Source organism: Xenorhabdus poinarii G6 (assembly GCF_000968175.1).
Taxonomy (GTDB): Bacteria; Pseudomonadota; Gammaproteobacteria; order Enterobacterales; family Enterobacteriaceae; genus Xenorhabdus; species Xenorhabdus poinarii.
The window spans coordinates 3,380,136-3,396,130 of record NZ_FO704551.1 but is presented as its reverse complement, the minus strand read 5'-3'; the positions used below and the strand labels follow the sequence as shown (position 1 = coordinate 3,396,130).

Annotated in this window: 11 protein-coding genes and 3 tRNA genes; 10 read left to right on the top strand and 4 right to left on the bottom strand. The window is 47.3% G+C overall.

Annotation, left to right across the window (positions count from 1 at the left end; genetic code table 11):
• Window positions 1-20: 20 nt before the first annotated feature.
• Together asd and rsgA are read right to left on the bottom strand one after the other, a co-directional pair.
• Window positions 21-941, bottom strand: a complete 921-nt coding sequence (asd, locus tag XPG1_RS15580; RefSeq protein WP_045960043.1) for an archaetidylserine decarboxylase — start codon at window positions 939-941, stop codon at window positions 21-23.
• Between the two features lie 93 nt (window positions 942-1,034).
• Window positions 1,035-2,093, bottom strand: coding sequence for a small ribosomal subunit biogenesis GTPase RsgA (gene rsgA / locus XPG1_RS15575; RefSeq protein WP_045960041.1), 1,059 nt, complete (start codon window positions 2,091-2,093; stop codon window positions 1,035-1,037).
• A 111-nt stretch (window positions 2,094-2,204) separates the two neighbouring features.
• On the opposite strand from rsgA, the gene orn reads away from it, so the two are divergent.
• The 3 genes from orn to XPG1_RS15560 all read left to right on the top strand — a co-directional run bounded on the left by orn (window position 2,205) and on the right by XPG1_RS15560 (window position 3,172).
• A complete protein-coding gene (orn, locus tag XPG1_RS15570; RefSeq protein ID WP_045960038.1) occupies window positions 2,205-2,750 on the top strand; it encodes an oligoribonuclease in 546 nt (181 codons plus the stop codon).
• Between the two features lie 217 nt (window positions 2,751-2,967).
• Window positions 2,968-3,043 (top strand) — tRNA-Gly (locus tag XPG1_RS15565).
• Between the two features lie 53 nt (window positions 3,044-3,096).
• Window positions 3,097-3,172 (top strand) — tRNA-Gly (locus XPG1_RS15560).
• Between the two features lie 110 nt (window positions 3,173-3,282).
• Here XPG1_RS15560 and XPG1_RS15555 read toward each other — a convergent pair.
• Window positions 3,283-6,663, bottom strand: a complete 3,381-nt coding sequence (locus XPG1_RS15555) for an indolepyruvate ferredoxin oxidoreductase family protein (protein WP_045960036.1) — start codon at window positions 6,661-6,663, stop codon at window positions 3,283-3,285.
• A gap of 371 nt (window positions 6,664-7,034) precedes the next feature.
• On the opposite strand from XPG1_RS15555, the gene XPG1_RS15550 reads away from it, so the two are divergent.
• Window positions 7,035-7,110 (top strand) — tRNA-Gly (locus XPG1_RS15550).
• Between the two features lie 548 nt (window positions 7,111-7,658).
• On the opposite strand, the gene queG is transcribed toward XPG1_RS15550, so the two are convergent.
• Entirely contained in the window at window positions 7,659-8,816 is a 1,158-nt protein-coding gene (gene queG, locus XPG1_RS15545; RefSeq protein WP_045960033.1) for a tRNA epoxyqueuosine(34) reductase QueG, read from the bottom strand.
• A 214-nt stretch (window positions 8,817-9,030) separates the two neighbouring features.
• Between queG and tsaE the strand changes: the two genes are divergently transcribed.
• The 6 genes from tsaE to hflX all read left to right on the top strand — a co-directional run bounded on the left by tsaE (window position 9,031) and on the right by hflX (window position 15,671).
• Entirely contained in the window at window positions 9,031-9,495 is a 465-nt protein-coding gene (gene tsaE / locus XPG1_RS15540; RefSeq protein WP_045960030.1) for a tRNA (adenosine(37)-N6)-threonylcarbamoyltransferase complex ATPase subunit type 1 TsaE, read from the top strand.
• Window positions 9,496-9,509: 14 nt separating this feature from the next.
• A complete protein-coding gene (gene amiB / locus XPG1_RS15535) occupies window positions 9,510-10,853 on the top strand; it encodes an N-acetylmuramoyl-L-alanine amidase AmiB (protein WP_045960027.1) in 1,344 nt (447 codons plus the stop codon).
• Between the two features lie 82 nt (window positions 10,854-10,935).
• Window positions 10,936-12,930 (top strand): DNA mismatch repair endonuclease MutL, encoded by a 1,995-nt coding sequence (gene mutL / locus XPG1_RS15530; RefSeq protein WP_045960025.1) that lies wholly within the window; start codon window positions 10,936-10,938, stop codon window positions 12,928-12,930.
• On the top strand, window positions 12,923-13,864 hold the full coding sequence (gene miaA, locus XPG1_RS15525; RefSeq protein WP_045960022.1) for a tRNA (adenosine(37)-N6)-dimethylallyltransferase MiaA: 942 nt from the start codon (window positions 12,923-12,925) through the stop codon (window positions 13,862-13,864). The genes mutL and miaA overlap by 8 nt, the downstream gene beginning before the upstream one ends.
• Window positions 13,865-13,989: 125 nt before the next feature.
• Window positions 13,990-14,292, top strand: a complete 303-nt coding sequence (gene hfq, locus XPG1_RS15520) for an RNA chaperone Hfq (RefSeq protein ID WP_045960020.1) — start codon at window positions 13,990-13,992, stop codon at window positions 14,290-14,292.
• 98 nt (window positions 14,293-14,390) lie between these two features.
• On the top strand, window positions 14,391-15,671 hold the full coding sequence (gene hflX, locus XPG1_RS15515) for a ribosome rescue GTPase HflX (protein ID WP_045960018.1): 1,281 nt from the start codon (window positions 14,391-14,393) through the stop codon (window positions 15,669-15,671).
• Window positions 15,672-15,995: the final 324 nt, after the last annotated feature.

Below are 15,995 nucleotides of genomic sequence, written 5' to 3'. Positions count from 1 at the left end.
GGGGCTCCTTGGGGATAAAATTAGCTGACGATATCTCTGGTTATCGATGCGTCAGTCTTCACTGTCGATTCTTCTGAAATCAGCGTTTGTGCCATCAGCGCACCCATACGGGTTTGTGAACCGCTGTATAAGGTGTTGGCAAAACTAATCTGATTGGCAGCAAACAGGTTGATAACCGTTGATCCGAGTTTGAATAGCCCCATCTCCTCGCCTTTTTTGAGGGAAATGGCACCTTCTTCACCCTCAGCCGGATAGGTCCAGCGCTTGATGATACCTTCACGCGGTGGTGTAACACAGCCGCTCCAAACTGTTTCGATACTACCCACAATGGTAGCACCTACCAGAATTTGTACCATTGGCCCGAATGCGGTTTCAAATAAACAAATCACACGCTCATTACGCGCAAACAGATTAGGAACATTAGCCGCCGTGAGTGGATTAACTGAAAACAGATCGCCGGGAACATAGATCATCTCTTTGAGCACGCCGTCACATGGCATGTGCACTCGGTGATAATCCTTCGGTGATAAGTAAGTCGTGATAAATTGACCATGACAGAACTGTTTAGCCAGTTGATGCTGTCCAGCCAGCAGAGCCTCTATCGTATAATAGTGGCCTTTGGCTTGGATAATCTGATCTTCTCGGATCGCACCAAGCTGGCTGACTGTACCGTCTGCCGGCAGCACCAATTGATGAGGCTCATTAACGACAGGACGGATGCCCTCTTTCAGAGGACGGATAAAAAATTCATTGAATGTTGAGTAAGCCGTGAATGAAGGATCTTTCGCTTCATTCATATCCACTTTATAGACTTTAGCGAAAGCCTTGATAGCAAGCTGCGTCAGCCAGCCTGCTTTTTTACTGGCAAACCAGCCCGCCATATTTGTAATACATTGTTTTGGAAGTAAATATTGTAGCCTGATTTTAAAATTATCCAGCACGTGAACCTCTTGGAGCTTTTTCTGGCAAATTGGACAAAAGGTAACTATTGTACCTGCCATTATTTTGAATGTCAGGGGTTCTTAATGATTGCCCTATTTTTGACCCTCTGTGAAATTTCGGCGCGGTTTAACCTGTGCCATGCTTTCCAGAATCCGGTGATAATTTTCAAACCGTTCTTCTGCAATGGCACCTTGCTCCAGCGCTTCCTTTAAGGCACATCCGGGATCATCTTGATGTTTGCAATCACGGAATTTACATCCCCCCAGATATTCACGGAATTCGACAAAACCTTGTGTGACTTGTTCTGGCGTGAGATGCCACAAGCCAAATTCACGAACACCCGGCGAGTCAATCACATCGCCCCCCAGGGGGAAATGGTAAAGGCGCGCGGCGGTCGTGGTATGCTGACCGAGCCCGGAGTTATCAGAAACATGATTGACCAAAATATCATCGTGATTGTCAGGCAGCAGGGTATTGAGCAAACTGGATTTTCCAACGCCGGATTGCCCTGCAAAGATGCTGATTTTATCAGTCAACAGAGCAGTCAGTTCAGGCATTCCTTCCCCGGTATAACTGGAAACTTCCAGTACGCGATACCCGATACGACGATAGATATCCATCACATCATTGACCCACTCACGGCTTTCGGCATCCAACAGATCGATTTTATTCAGTACGATCACCGGCTCAATACTGAGCGTTTCGCAGGCAACTAAATAGCGATCGATAATATTTAATGAGAGTTCAGGCAAGATAGCGGAAACAATCACGATTTGATCGATATTGGATGCGATGGGTTTGATACCATCATAATAATCAGGACGGGTAAGTACGGAAGTACGTTCATGGACGGCTTCGACGATCCCATTCACTTTGACATCAGACTGACATTGCAGCGCGGGACGCCATACAACGCGATCGCCCGTGACCAATGAGCGTATTGTCCTGCGAATGTTGCAACGCTGTATGGACGAATCTGCTGCTTCAATATCGGCATGTTGCCCGAATCGGCTGATCACCCGCCCTTCTTGTGGTTCACCAAACAGGCTGTCATCCATTTCTGGTTTATTGGAATCTACCTTATTCAGCCTGCGCTGATGATTGGCTTGCACACGGCGTTGTTGCCCTTTTGACAGTTTATTTTTAGCCACCTAACCTCACTTAATTTCACCTATCTTGCTGATTATCGCTGTAGGTGATCAAAAACGCTATGATACACCATGAACAGAGACTATCTCTTTTGAAGGAAACTAGGATATATCATGTCAAAAAGTGAGAACAATCTTATCTGGATAGATTTGGAGATGACCGGGTTAGATCCCGAACGCGATCGCATTATTGAAATTGCGGTTATTGTTACCGATTCGGAATTGAATATCCTTGCAGAAGGGCCGGTGATGGCGATTCATCAACCGGATGAACAATTGGCGTTGATGGATGATTGGAATGTACGGACGCATACGGCGAGTGGATTAGTGGCGCGGGTCAAGCAGAGCCAGTTTGATGAAGCGCAAGCGGAAAAAGCCACTCTGGCTTTTTTGGAGCAATGGATACCGGCAGGAAAATCGCCCATTTGTGGTAACAGTGTGGGACAGGATCGTCGTTTTTTATTCCGTTATATGCCTGAACTGGAAAAATATTTTCATTACCGTTATTTGGATGTCAGTACGCTGAAAGAATTGGCTCGTCGTTGGAAGCCAGAGATGTTGTCAGGGTTTAGCAAAAAAAATACTCACCAGGCATTGGATGATATTCGGGAATCCATTGCTGAATTAGTGTACTATCGTGAGCACTTTATCCAGAAATAATATTTTTTTCCCGCAAGCAGGTGCGGGGTTTGATACCCGCTTTGTACATAAATGCATCGTTGGATTGATGGTTAAGTCGACGGATCGTTGGTTTAATCATCAATCAGCGAAAAAATACAATTTTTTGTGTTGAAGGGCTTGTCAGTGAAATTATTTCTCGTATAATGCGCTCCCCGTACCGATGAAGAATTTCAAAAGTACGGCACACCAAATAGATGCGGGAATAGCTCAGTTGGTAGAGCACAACCTTGCCAAGGTTGGGGTCGCGAGTTCGAGTCTCGTTTCCCGCTCCAAATTCAGTGTTGTTTAGGTGTGAAGAAAGTGGGCAACAGCCACCACGATAAATGCGGGAATAGCTCAGTTGGTAGAGCACAACCTTGCCAAGGTTGGGGTCGCGAGTTCGAGTCTCGTTTCCCGCTCCAAATTCAGGACGGTAGACTTTTAGTAAAGTCTGCCAGTCACAAAAAAAGCGCCTTCAGGTGCTTTTTTTGTTTTCAAACGTCGCTCACCAACGAATCAGTGATACTGCGCTTTAGCCGGCTTTTTGCAATGCTTTTAGCCATGTTTCCTTACGTTCCAGCATGTTTTTTATCGCTTTTTGTTTCACATGACCAAAACCACGCACGTGATTAGGCAGATCTGCAAGTTGCTGACAGATGCCCAGATTATTGCGATCCATTTTTTCGATCAAAATATCGATTAATTGCTCATACTCAAGCAGCAAGTTTCGTTCCTGCTTACGCTCTGCCTGATAGCCGAAAATATCGAAGATGGTGCCACGCAGAGGTTTACATGCCGCCAGGAAATGAAATACAGGAATGATCCACGCGCCATATTCTTTTTTTCCGCGTTGGCCTGTCCGGGGATCTTTACGATTGAACAGGGGAAGGCTAAGGTGAAAGCGGAGGGTTTTGGTATTATCGAATTGCGAGCGCAGTTTATCGAGAAAATCCGTTTTAACGTAGAGACGAGCGACTTCATATTCATCTTTATAGGCCATCAATTTAAATAAATTTTCAGCAATTGATTTCGTGATGTCTTCTGCGTCGATCTGCTGAGTGGCCATTTGAATTTGGGCTATACGGCTGAGATAGCGCATCGCATAGCGTTCATTTTGATAGTCCACCAAAAATTGATACCGATGCATAATAATATCATCCAGACTTTTGGCATTTTCTTGTGGTGTGATATGGAAATACGTTTGCAGAAGCTCGGGTTGTGCTGCTGCGATGCGACCTATACAGAACGCCCGCTGAGCATTATCTGATGAAGCGCCTAAATGATGAATAGCCTTGTTAATAGATGATAATGCGATGGGGATTTTGCCGAGTTGCCAGGCATAGCCGATTAATAGGATATTGGTTTGGTTTCTGTCACCGACCAGATGATCGGCCATTGCCTCTGCATCAATGGAAAGCAATGTCTGTGTGTGTTGATTCAGGGTGTCTAGCATGTGGTGTTGATCCAAATTCAGCATGGGTGCGCGGAGCATCGGGCCGATTTGGGTTTCATGGGTGTTCAATATGCATTTTGTTGATCCCCTCGACATCACTTCCAGCGCATTTGGCCCCGTTGCTGCAACTAAATCAGCCGCGATAATCAGATTAGCACGTCCGCGATCAATCCTGACTTGATGTAGTTTGTCCCGATCATCGCAGAGTCGGACATGGGCGATGGCTTCTCCTCCCTTTTGAGCAAAACCCGTAAAATTTAACAAACTGGCGCAGCCATTATCTAATTGTGCGGCATGGGCAAGGAGATGCCCTGCGGTAATGATCCCGGTACCGCCAATCCCGACTAACAGGATTTCATAAGGAACTGTGGCCGAAGTCAGCGTTGGTTGTGGTAATTGGCGGATCAGGTTATCTAGCTCAGATTGTGAGATCATTTTGCTGATATCAGTATGTAAATTCGCATTTTCGACGGTAATAAAGCTGGGGCAAAATCCTTTCAGACAGGAAAGGTCTGAGTTGCACATGTGTTGATCTATCGTGCGTTTCGTGCCTAAAGGCGTCTTGACTGGAATAACGGCAAGGCAGTTCGATTGTGTCTGGCAGTCACCACACCCCTCACAAACCCACTCATTGATGACGGTATGGATCGTTGCTTTCGGCACCAGACCTCTCTTTCTTTTACGGCGCAGTTCGGTGGCACAGGCTTGATCATAGATGATCACGGTGACGCCAACGATATCTCTCAGACGTATCTGAACAGCTTCGAGATAATCCCGTGCGTAGATTTTCACGTGAGCAGGCAGGCTGTTTTTACCTTTGTACTTATCAAGATCATCCGTCACAACAACGACTTCTTTCACACCTTCTGCCAGCATCAGAGAAACCATTTGCGATACCGTCATATTGCCATCCAATGGCTGCCCGCCGGTCATTGCCACGGCGTCATTGAACAGCAATTTATAGGTAATGTGACTGCCTGCGGCAACAGACTGGCGAATGGCCAGGTGGCCGGAATGGAAATAGGTGCCATCACCCAGATTCTGGAAAACATGGGAGCGATTGACAAACGGGGCATGCCCGATCCAGTCGACACCTTCTCCCCCCATAGGTAAGAGTCCGCTTCCGGTGTTGCGATCCATCCACGCCGCCATCACATGACAGCCGATACCAATCTGAGCCTGGCTGCCATCCGGTAAGCGAGTTGACGTGCTATGGGGGCATCCGGCACAGAAATAAGGGGTGCGTTTGGGCAATGTGGTGTCATGCGGCGTGGGATCTGTAGACCATTCGGGCGGTACGGAAAGAAATACATTAAATTGTTGCAACCACCCGAACAGGGGGATGGCAACCCGTGAAGGGCGTAATTCAACGTCAGTGGGCAATAATTTTTCACCAAGGGCGTTATGCTTACCGATCAACGTGATATTTTTTTGTAATTTTACTAATCGGTGTGCCAGCAGCATTTCAACGATAGCGGCTTTTTCTTCAATCACAAAAATATGACTGACTTGAGTCGCGAGTTCACTGAGGCGCGGTGATAAAGGATACACTAAACGGACATGGAGCAGGGCGATGCCTTGTTGAGCCAGGTTTGAAGGTGTTAACCCTCCGGCCTGCAACGCTTCCATAACATCCTTATGCGCTTTGCCGACAGTGACCAATAAAGCATGTGGATGCTGGCAAGGGACGAGCAGATAATCAATAGGGTTAAGTTTGGCAAATTCTTCGACGGCTTTCAGTTTATAGGCTAAGCGTTTTTCAATCTGCGGGCCGGGAAGATCAGGCCAGCGCCAATGTAGCCCGTCAGGGCCGGGATCGACCTGGGGCATATGATAATCGGGAAGTGGTTGACTTGCTATGATGGCACTGCTTTCCACCACTTCACTGATTGCCTTGAAGCCAAACCATGTACCACTGACACGTGATGCCGCCCAACCCCATAAGCCGACATCACGATAATCCGCAATTGAAGCCGGGTGTAAGATAGGCATGTTCCACGCCATCATGGTGAGATCGGATTGATGGGACATGGAAGAAGAGACACAGCCATGATCATCCCCGGCGATAACAAGAACACCACCGTGTGGAGAAGAGCCATAGGCATTACCATGTCTGAGTGCATCTCCAGAACGATCAACCCCAGGCCCTTTGCCATACCACATCGCAAAAACGCCGTTAACTTGCCTGTCTGGATCGGTTTCGACTTTTTGTGTACCGATTAATGCATCGGCGGCCAGATCCTCATTGACAGCCGGTTGAAAACGAACATTGGCTTGAATCAGTGCCTTGCTGTGTTGCCATAATGCTTGATCTAAACGGGCTAAAGGCGAACCGCGATAGCCTGAAACAAAGCCTGCGGTGTTGAGATTATGGCTTTCATCTAGCTCAGCTTGAGCGAGTAGAAGGTCGACCAGCGCTTCCGTACCCGTGACAAATTTAGATTGATAATATTGAGCCATATTTTTGACCCTCTCTCAGGAGAATAGTCATCTCAGTAATGACCAAAAAACTGATGCTAATCTATTGCTGCAAGAGAGTGACGACAAGCATAAATCTTATTAGATGTTGGCTGTTTGTTTGTTTAGTGTTAATTTTTGACGGTTTAATATTTCAGATAACGATTGGGGTTATGGCAGGAATTTTTCGCATCAAGCCGGGACGGATATCTTTTGAACGTTTAGCGTGGCCGTGGAGGTAAAGGGCTTGTCATCTTATTTGAACATGTTCATAATGACGCCCATTCTGAAACACCGGTTTTTGCATCATATTGTTAACCGGATTAGAAACCGTGTTCAGTGATCTCTGGTTAATCATTCTTATCCTCTGTTATGCGGGAATAGCTCAGTTGGTAGAGCACAACCTTGCCAAGGTTGGGGTCGCGAGTTCGAGTCTCGTTTCCCGCTCCAGTTTTCTTGTTTTGTCTTTTAAAAGAGGCGGTATTCGAGCCTTTACGTTATCTCTGCCTGAGTCGCAGCCCCCTGTGCAATACAACGCCAGCTAAAAATAAATTGTCAATAAAGCGCTTGCTATCCTGCACCAACAGGTCCATAATGCCGCCTCATTTTTGAAAGGGCAGAGGAAAATTTCTCCACCAGCGTCTAGAATAGATGAGTGGATGATGGTTTCGCTGCTGATTTCTGGTGTTTTTTACTCGAATTCAATTCTGGTTTTTTATCCACAGTATTTAACATGACTGCTTGATTAGGTTACCTGATGATGCTCGACTTATTACACAGAGTTATCCACAGGAGGCTTCTTCGTGTTTGTTTTTTTTATTTACTATCCAAAACAACAGTTTAAACTTAACTTGTTGATTAATTAAAATAATTAACCTGATTTAACGATTGCTTGATTGGTATTTATGTTCTGTTTATGCGTTGTTCAGCGACGCTTTCTTATTTTATTCACAAGGCAATAATCCGTTTTTTTCACAAGAAATTCGACTGATTGAATATTAAGCATCCCGGGGCAGACCCTTAGTGATTGCGCGTATCAACCGTTTTTGTTTTGACGTTTGCACCTCAATGGTATTCGCATTCCGACGGGTCATTTGTTGAGCAATCGCCCAATGGAGATGTTCATCCAAAACCGCGCTTAATCCCACTTTGTTTTCCAGCGCCAAAACAATATCATCTTGATACGGCGCATTGCCCAGGGCGACAGAAATGTTGCGAAGCCAGCGCATATACCCGATACGGCGAATTGCCGAACCTTCAGTGATACGCAGGAACTTTTCTTCACTCCAATTGAACAGATCTAAGAGGTCAGGTGTATGCAGTGCAGCACGTGGACTAAAGTCTGCTTCATCCGTTAATTGAGAAAAACGATTCCAGGGGCAAATAAGCTGGCAATCGTCGCAGCCATAAATCCGGTTGCCCATCAGTGGGCGAAATTCTTCCGGGATAACGCCTTCTAATTCAATGGTCAGATAAGAAATGCAGCGCCGGGCATCAATGGTGTAAGGCTCAACAATGGCGCCGGTTGGACATGTGGTCATACAGGCAACACAGCGTCCACATTGCGCCTCTTGCGGAGTATCGACAGGCAGGGGGAGGTTAATCAGTAATTCGCCAAGGAAAAACCAGGAGCCTGATTCACGATTTAATATAAGTGAGTGTTTACCAACCCATCCAAGCCCGGCTTTTTCTGCCAGCGGGCGTTCCATGATGGGGGCTGAATCGACAAAAGGACGAAAATTCAGCGTTCCCTGATATTCATGCGCATGACAATATTCTTGGATCTGATCGCCCAATTTTTTGAGACGTTGACGCAGCAGTTTATGATAATCTCTGCCGAGCGAATAGCGGCTAACATAGCCCATTTGCGGATTGTTCAGTGTGCTGGCAAAGGCGGCTTTCGCGGGCAGATAATTCATCCGTACACTGATAACCCGCAAGGTACCCGGCAGCAATTCATGAGGGCGGGCACGCATCATGCCGTGGCGCGCCATCCAGTCCATTTCGCCGTGATATTGCTTATCAAGCCATTCTTGTAGTCTTGGTTCTTCTGTTGATAAATCGGTGTCACAGATGCCGACTTGCTGGAAGCCGAGGGCAGAACCCCATTGCTTGATGTTTGTAGCCAGAATATTCAGATCGAGAGGGGTAGTCATGGTATATCAAATGACGGCTGAAAGGAGGCGTGTAGCTTAACACAGCAAGGTTTGAATACAAAAATGCGACGTGTGGTCGTTATGATGTTATGACGATGTAGAAGATATTGAGGGGTCAGGTCTGAATTTATGTTATGGTTATTAGTTAAGCGCCTTAACTGATATTTCTACTTGATTATTCTCTAATTTAATCAATCAAAATAGATATTTTTCGATGAAAGAACTCGTTTTATCACTTCCGAATGAAGAGGCGACAGTCGCATTGGGTCATACTGTGGCGGCTGTTGGCGATCGTGGCTATGTTATTTATTTATATGGTGATCTTGGTGCGGGAAAAACGACATTCAGCCGTGGTTTTCTGCAAGCTCTTGGCCATCAGGGGCACGTGAAAAGCCCAACTTATACTCTGGTTGAACCTTACACCCTGCAACCACGGCCTGTCTATCATTTCGATCTTTACCGTCTGGCTGATCCCGAAGAACTGGAATTTATGGGAATTCGTGATTATTTTCATCAAGACGCCATATGTTTGGTGGAGTGGCCTCAGCAGGGAAAAGGCGTTTTGCCTGATGCGGATATTGAGCTGCACTTGAGTTATGACAGTGAAGGGCGACAGGCACGTTTTGTTGCGTTATCGGCATACGGTGAGCGTCTGTTGGATAATTTGCAGTCCTTATGAAGGAATACCCGACCATGATGAATGCCTTTTTCGTGAATGTGATAAAAAAATGGCATCCCCATTGGGTGATGGCCAGTGTTTTGTTTTTCATGTTGAGCCAGTTGGTGATGACGATAGCCGCGGCGTCTACACTGGCAAATATCCATGTGAAGAGTGGCCCATCTGAGTCGGTAGTCACGTTGGAATTCGCGGGCGGGTCTCCTGATTATCGGTTCTTTCCTTTGCACGCTCCTGAACGATTGGTGGTGGATATTCGCCAGGCCAGTAAAATTGCTGGGTTGCCTATGCGTTTATCCGGTCAGAATCTGATAAAAATAGTGCGAGCCAGCCAGGCATCTGATGCACATCATCAGCGAGTGGTGTTGGAATTGTCACATAAGGCCACGACGACAGCGACGGTGAAACATGCCGGCAATCAGTCGCAAGTGGTGATGACGCTGAAAGCGAAGGAGGCGGGAATCAATCCACCTGCATCCAATCAGCGTGCCTCAAAAAATGAAAGTAAGTGGTTACTTTCAGAAAATAATGCCCCGTTGCTGGGAAAAACAGCAGGTGCAGCAAGTAAAGAAACCTCGTCCACATTGAATCACCGTGAACAAGGTATCACGAAACCGGTGACTCAAACGGCAAAGAAAGCCAGGGATGCCCGTACCGTTGTTATTGCCATTGATGCCGGGCATGGCGGGCAAGACCCCGGGGCGATTGGGCAGCGGGGGTTAAAAGAGAAAAACGTCACGCTGAGTGTCGCGCGTAAATTGGAAGCCCTTTTGCAGCGTGATCCCATGTTTACACCGGTATTGACGCGAAAGGGTGATTATTTTATCTCGGTGGCGGGACGTTCTGAAGTTGCCCGTCAATATCAAGCTAATATGTTGGTTTCGATTCATGCGGATGCAGCACCGAATCGCAGTGCCAGAGGCGCGTCTGTCTGGGTTCTCTCCAATCGTCGGGCAAACAGTGAACTGGGGAATTGGCTGGAACAGCATGAGAAACAATCGGAATTACTGGGTGGTGCGGGAAATGCGCTGGCCAATGGTGCCGATCCTTATCTGAGTCAGGCGGTGCTGGATTTGCAATTCGGGCATTCCCAACGGGTGGGTTATGCGGTCGCCGTGCAGGTGCTGAATCAGTTATCTAAAATGGGTTCGCTGCATAAGCGCACACCTGAACATGCAAGTCTTGGCGTGTTACGCTCGCCAGATATTCCGTCTATTTTAGTCGAAACCGGTTTTATCAGTCACTCGTCTGAAGAAGCCTTATTGAATTCCAATCAATATCAGGAAAAATTGGCTCAGGCCATTCATTTGGGATTACGTCACTATTTTCTGGCTAATCCGTTGCAGGCTGCGCCAAAGTAAAAGTAATCAGCGTAGGGCTATCGGAATAAATACGATAGGCTCGGTATTGTGATTAGGCGCTAAAGGGTAAATAAGGTCAAAGATGGCTATCAAAATACTCCCCCCACAGTTGGCAAACCAGATTGCTGCCGGTGAAGTCGTAGAACGCCCGGCTTCAGTCGTAAAAGAATTGATGGAAAATAGCCTTGATGCTGGCGCAACCCGGATTGATATCGATATTGAACGGGGCGGTGCGAAGTTGATCCGGCTCCGCGATAATGGCTGTGGGATCAGTCAGCAGGATCTGACGTTGGCTCTGGCACGCCATGCAACCAGTAAAATAGCTTCATTAGATGATTTGGAAGCGATTGTCAGTATGGGGTTTCGTGGAGAAGCGCTGGCGAGTATCAGTTCTGTTTCAAGGCTAACATTAACTTCCCGTCCTGAAAACCAGACCGAAGCGTGGCAATCCTATGCGGAAGGCCGTGATATGGCCGTCACGGTGAAACCGGCGGCTCATCCTGTCGGGACAACGGTGGAAGTGCTGGATCTGTTTTACAATACACCTGCCCGGCGCAAATTCCTGAGAACAGAAAAAACGGAATTTGGTCATATTGATGAAGTGGTGCGGCGGATAGCGCTGGCACGATTAGATGTCACGATTAATCTGAATCACAATGGAAAGTTAGTCCGTCAGTATCGCCCTGCTAAAGAGGCGTCACAATATGAACGGCGTTTGGCCGCTATTTGTGGGACAGCGTTTGTGCAGCAGGCTCTGGCGTTGTCATGGCAGCATGATAGTTTATCCATTAAGGGCTGGGTTGTTGACCCGGTGAATACTGCGGCAGTCAGTGAGATTCAATACTGTTATGTCAATGGGCGCATGATGCGGGATCGCCTGATTAATCATGCGATTCGTCAAGCTTATCAGGACTTAATTCAGGGGGATCGACAGCCCGCCTATGTTTTGTATCTCGACATCGATCCGCGTCAAGTCGATGTCAATGTGCATCCGGCCAAACATGAAGTGCGTTTTCATCAGGCTCGCCTGGTACATGATTTTATTTACCAGGGCGTGGCGGCGGTACTTAAACAACGCGGCGCGGGCGATGAGTTGGCATTGGGATGCCAAGAGCGTGCCGCGAGTTGGGTGCCGGAGAACCGCCCTGCGGCGGGAGAAAATCACTTTATCCGGGCGCAGTCAGATGATGCTTCTTCCTCACGCCCTCATGATAACAGTCAAAAAACCACGGGCGAAAAACTGACGACCGGACAGCATCAACACTTGGGCGGTACACAATACACGCATCAGGGAGAAAACGCCCATCGAGAAAAGTATCAGAAAAAGCAGGGCGCATTGTATCAAACGCTGATGCAGTCCTCACTGGAAGAAAAACGGCCATTATTTCCAGAGCGGAAGGAGAAGGAAAGTACACCGTTGAGTCATGACTCCATCAAACCGGAAAGCCTTCCTCCGGGGCTGAATACGCCGATTTCCAGTCCGGTTTCTGTCCCTGTGACATCGGTCAATGCAGGGCAGGGAAAATACAGTTTCGGAAAAGTATTGTGCATCTATGCGGGGGAGTATGCCTTGACCGAATCCCCATTGGGGATTGGCCTGCTTTCTCTGTCAGTGGCTGAACGCTGGCTGAAACAGGCGCAACTGACGCCGGGGGAGCAGGGACTAAAACCCCAACCCTTATTGATTCCGCTAAAGCTTGCCCTTACTCCATCAGAAATGGACGTTTTGAGGTCGAATAGTGATCTGTTAAGGACTTTTGGCATCGAATCGACAATCGTACATGGAAAAGTAACCATTCATGCGGTATCGTTGCCTTTGCGCCGACAGAACCTGCCGAAACTCCTGCCGGCGCTGTTGGGCTATCTTGGGGAGCAGTCAGGGGCTTCTGCTGAGCAGGTTGCTATTTGGCTTTCCCGTCAGGTGGGTAGCGAGCATGAAACATGGAACATCGCACAGGCTGTTCAGCTTTTGGCTGATGTCGAACGTCTTTGCCCTCAACTGGTGGGATCACCGCCGGAGGGATTATTACAATTAATGGATTTACAAGCAGTGGTGGCACGTCTTAATCATGAGTGATTTAAAAACTCAATATCTGCCGACAGCCATTTTTGTCATGGGGCCGACGGCCTCCGGGAAAACGGCGTTATCGATCGCCTTGCGTAAGCACCTTCCGGTTGAATTAATCAGTGTCGATTCTGCGTTGATTTATCGTGGAATGGATATTGGGACAGCAAAACCGTCGGCACAAGAGCAGGCACAGGCACCTCATCGTTTGATTGATATCCTTGACCCTGTGGACGCTTACTCTGCGGCTGATTTTCGCCGTGATGCGTTGCAAGAAATGGCGGAAATTACGGCCGCAGGGAGAATTCCACTCCTGGTTGGTGGAACCATGCTATATTTCAAAGCATTGTTGGAAGGATTATCACCTTTGCCTTCTGCGAGGCCAGAAATTCGAGCGCAGATTGAACAGCAGGCGGCAGAGCTTGGGTGGGATACGCTGCATCGGCAATTACGGGCGATTGATCCGGTTTCTGCGGCCAGGATCCACCCGAATGATCCACAACGTTTGACTCGCGCACTGGAAGTTTTTCGGATTTCGGGTAAAACTTTAACAGAATTGACGGAAACGGCGGGTGAAGGATTACCTTATCGAGTTCATCAATTTGCGATTGCACCAGCCAGTCGTGAAATGTTACATCAACGTATTGCGACCCGTTTTGAGCAAATGATCAAATCAGGGTTTGAAGATGAAGTAAAAGCGCTTTATGCTCGTGGGGATTTGCATACAGATTTACCCTCCATTCGCTGTGTTGGTTATCGTCAGATGTGGTCTTACCTTGCGGGCGAAATATCTCATGATGAGATGGTTTATCGTGGTATCTGTGCGACTCGTCAATTGGCGAAGCGCCAGATCACGTGGCTCAGGAGTTGGGGTGATGTGACTTGGTTGGATAGTGATCAACCTGAACAAGCCTTAAATACAGTCATGCAGGTTATTAGTACATAAGTTTATTGATTGTGTACAATTGATCAGTGAATTGATCAGTAAAAGTGTCATTTTTGAGTAGTTATTTTTTCGAACCAATCGATTCTTAATTAAGCAACAACAAACAAAATGAAGGAAAATATAGAATGGCTAAGGGGCAATCTCTGCAAGATCCATTCCTGAATGCTTTGCGGCGTGAAAGGGTTCCGGTTTCTATTTATTTGGTCAATGGCATCAAATTACAGGGTCAGATTGAATCTTTTGACCAGTTTGTCATTTTACTGAAAAACACGGTCAGCCAGATGGTTTATAAACATGCCATTTCGACTGTTGTGCCTTCCCGTCCAGTCTCTCATCATGGTAGCAACCAGAATGTGCCAACTGGTGTTGGGAATTATCATGCTGGCAGTAGCACAGTAGCACAACAGGAAAGTGATGGCGCTGAGTAAATCAGTGGCTGTGCCTGACATAAATAAAAACATAGGTAGGGAGACTTTACCTATGTTTTTTCATATTGGGTTTTTACTTAACCTGAGGGGTTGCACCGTTGTTTGATCGTTATGAAGGCGGAGAGTTAGCTGTTCTGGTGCATGTTTTCTTCTCGCAGGAAAAAGATACGGAAAATCTCAGTGAATTTGAGTCATTGGTGACTTCCGCAGGTGTTTCTCCTGTGCAGATTGTCACGGGAAGCCGGAAGGCACCTCATCCAAAATATTTTGTCGGAGAAGGTAAAGCAGAGGAAATTGCTGACGCTGTCAAAAACAGTGGTGCAGATGTGGTGTTGTTTAACCATCCTCTTAGCCCGGCTCAGGAACGTAATCTTGAACGTTTGTGCCAATGCCGTGTTGTTGATCGCACCGGCGTGATTCTGGATATTTTTGCCCAGCGGGCAAGAACGCATGAAGGTAAGTTACAAGTTGAACTGGCACAATTGCGCCACTTGTCTACCCGTCTGGTTCGGGGATGGACTCACCTTGAACGCCAAAAAGGGGGGATCGGGCTGCGTGGGCCTGGAGAAACCCAGTTGGAAAGTGACCGCCGTATGCTGCGTGACAAAATCAAACAGATTCTGGGGCGTCTCAACAAAGTTGAAAAACAGCGTGAACAAGGGCGACAAGCACGCAATAAAGCAGATATCCCCACCGTTTCGCTTGTCGGTTACACCAATGCCGGAAAATCCAGTCTATTCAATACCATCACTTCCTCTGACGTTTATGCGGCTGACCAGCTCTTTGCCACACTGGACCCAACATTGCGCCGAATCGCGGTGGAGGATGTTGGCACGGTTGTGTTGGCTGATACGGTGGGTTTTATTCGCCATTTGCCCCACGATTTGGTGGCCGCATTTAAGGCGACTTTGCAAGAAACCCGCCAGGCGAAGTTATTGTTACATGTGGTTGATGCGGCAGATAATCGTCTTGATCAAAACATTATCGCGGTTGACAATGTACTTGAAGAGATTGAGTCACATGAGATCCCTGCGTTACGGGTCATGAATAAAATCGATATGCTGGAAGATTTTATTCCCCGTATTGATCGTGATGAAGAAAATCGGCCGGTCAGAGTTTGGTTATCGGCACAAACGGGTGAAGGTATCCCACTGTTACTGCAAGCGTTAACTGAGCGCTTATCCGGTGAAATTGCACACTATAAATTGCATCTTCCCCCTGAAGCGGGGCGCTTGCGTAGCCGTTTTTATCAGCTTCAGGCCATTGAATGTGAATGGATGGAAGAGAATGGTCAAGTGGGTATTGAAGTCAGGATGCCAATGGTTGATTGGCGTCGTTTGTGCAAAAAAGACCCAAGCTTGCCCGGTTATATTGTCTGATTGATTGGCTCAAGACAACAAACAAGGTATCATTTTTATCCGCCATTTCAAGGTGCTGATAGTCATGGCGTAGCAGAAATGAAATGGCGGTGATGGTGATGAACGGACTGTGCCAGAATTGCAGTGACAGAATGTGCACTGTCGAAAATATCACCCAATAATATTGGTTGCTTACAAAACGATGAAGTCCATCGTTTCTGCCCACGGAGGCCACTGTCAGACTCGTCAGGGACAGACAGCAGCCCGTGAAGTGGGAAGCCTCACCCATCAGGGTGGATAGCAGTCACCTCTGAAAAACCAGTAAAAACTAAAAAGTGGAGCTAA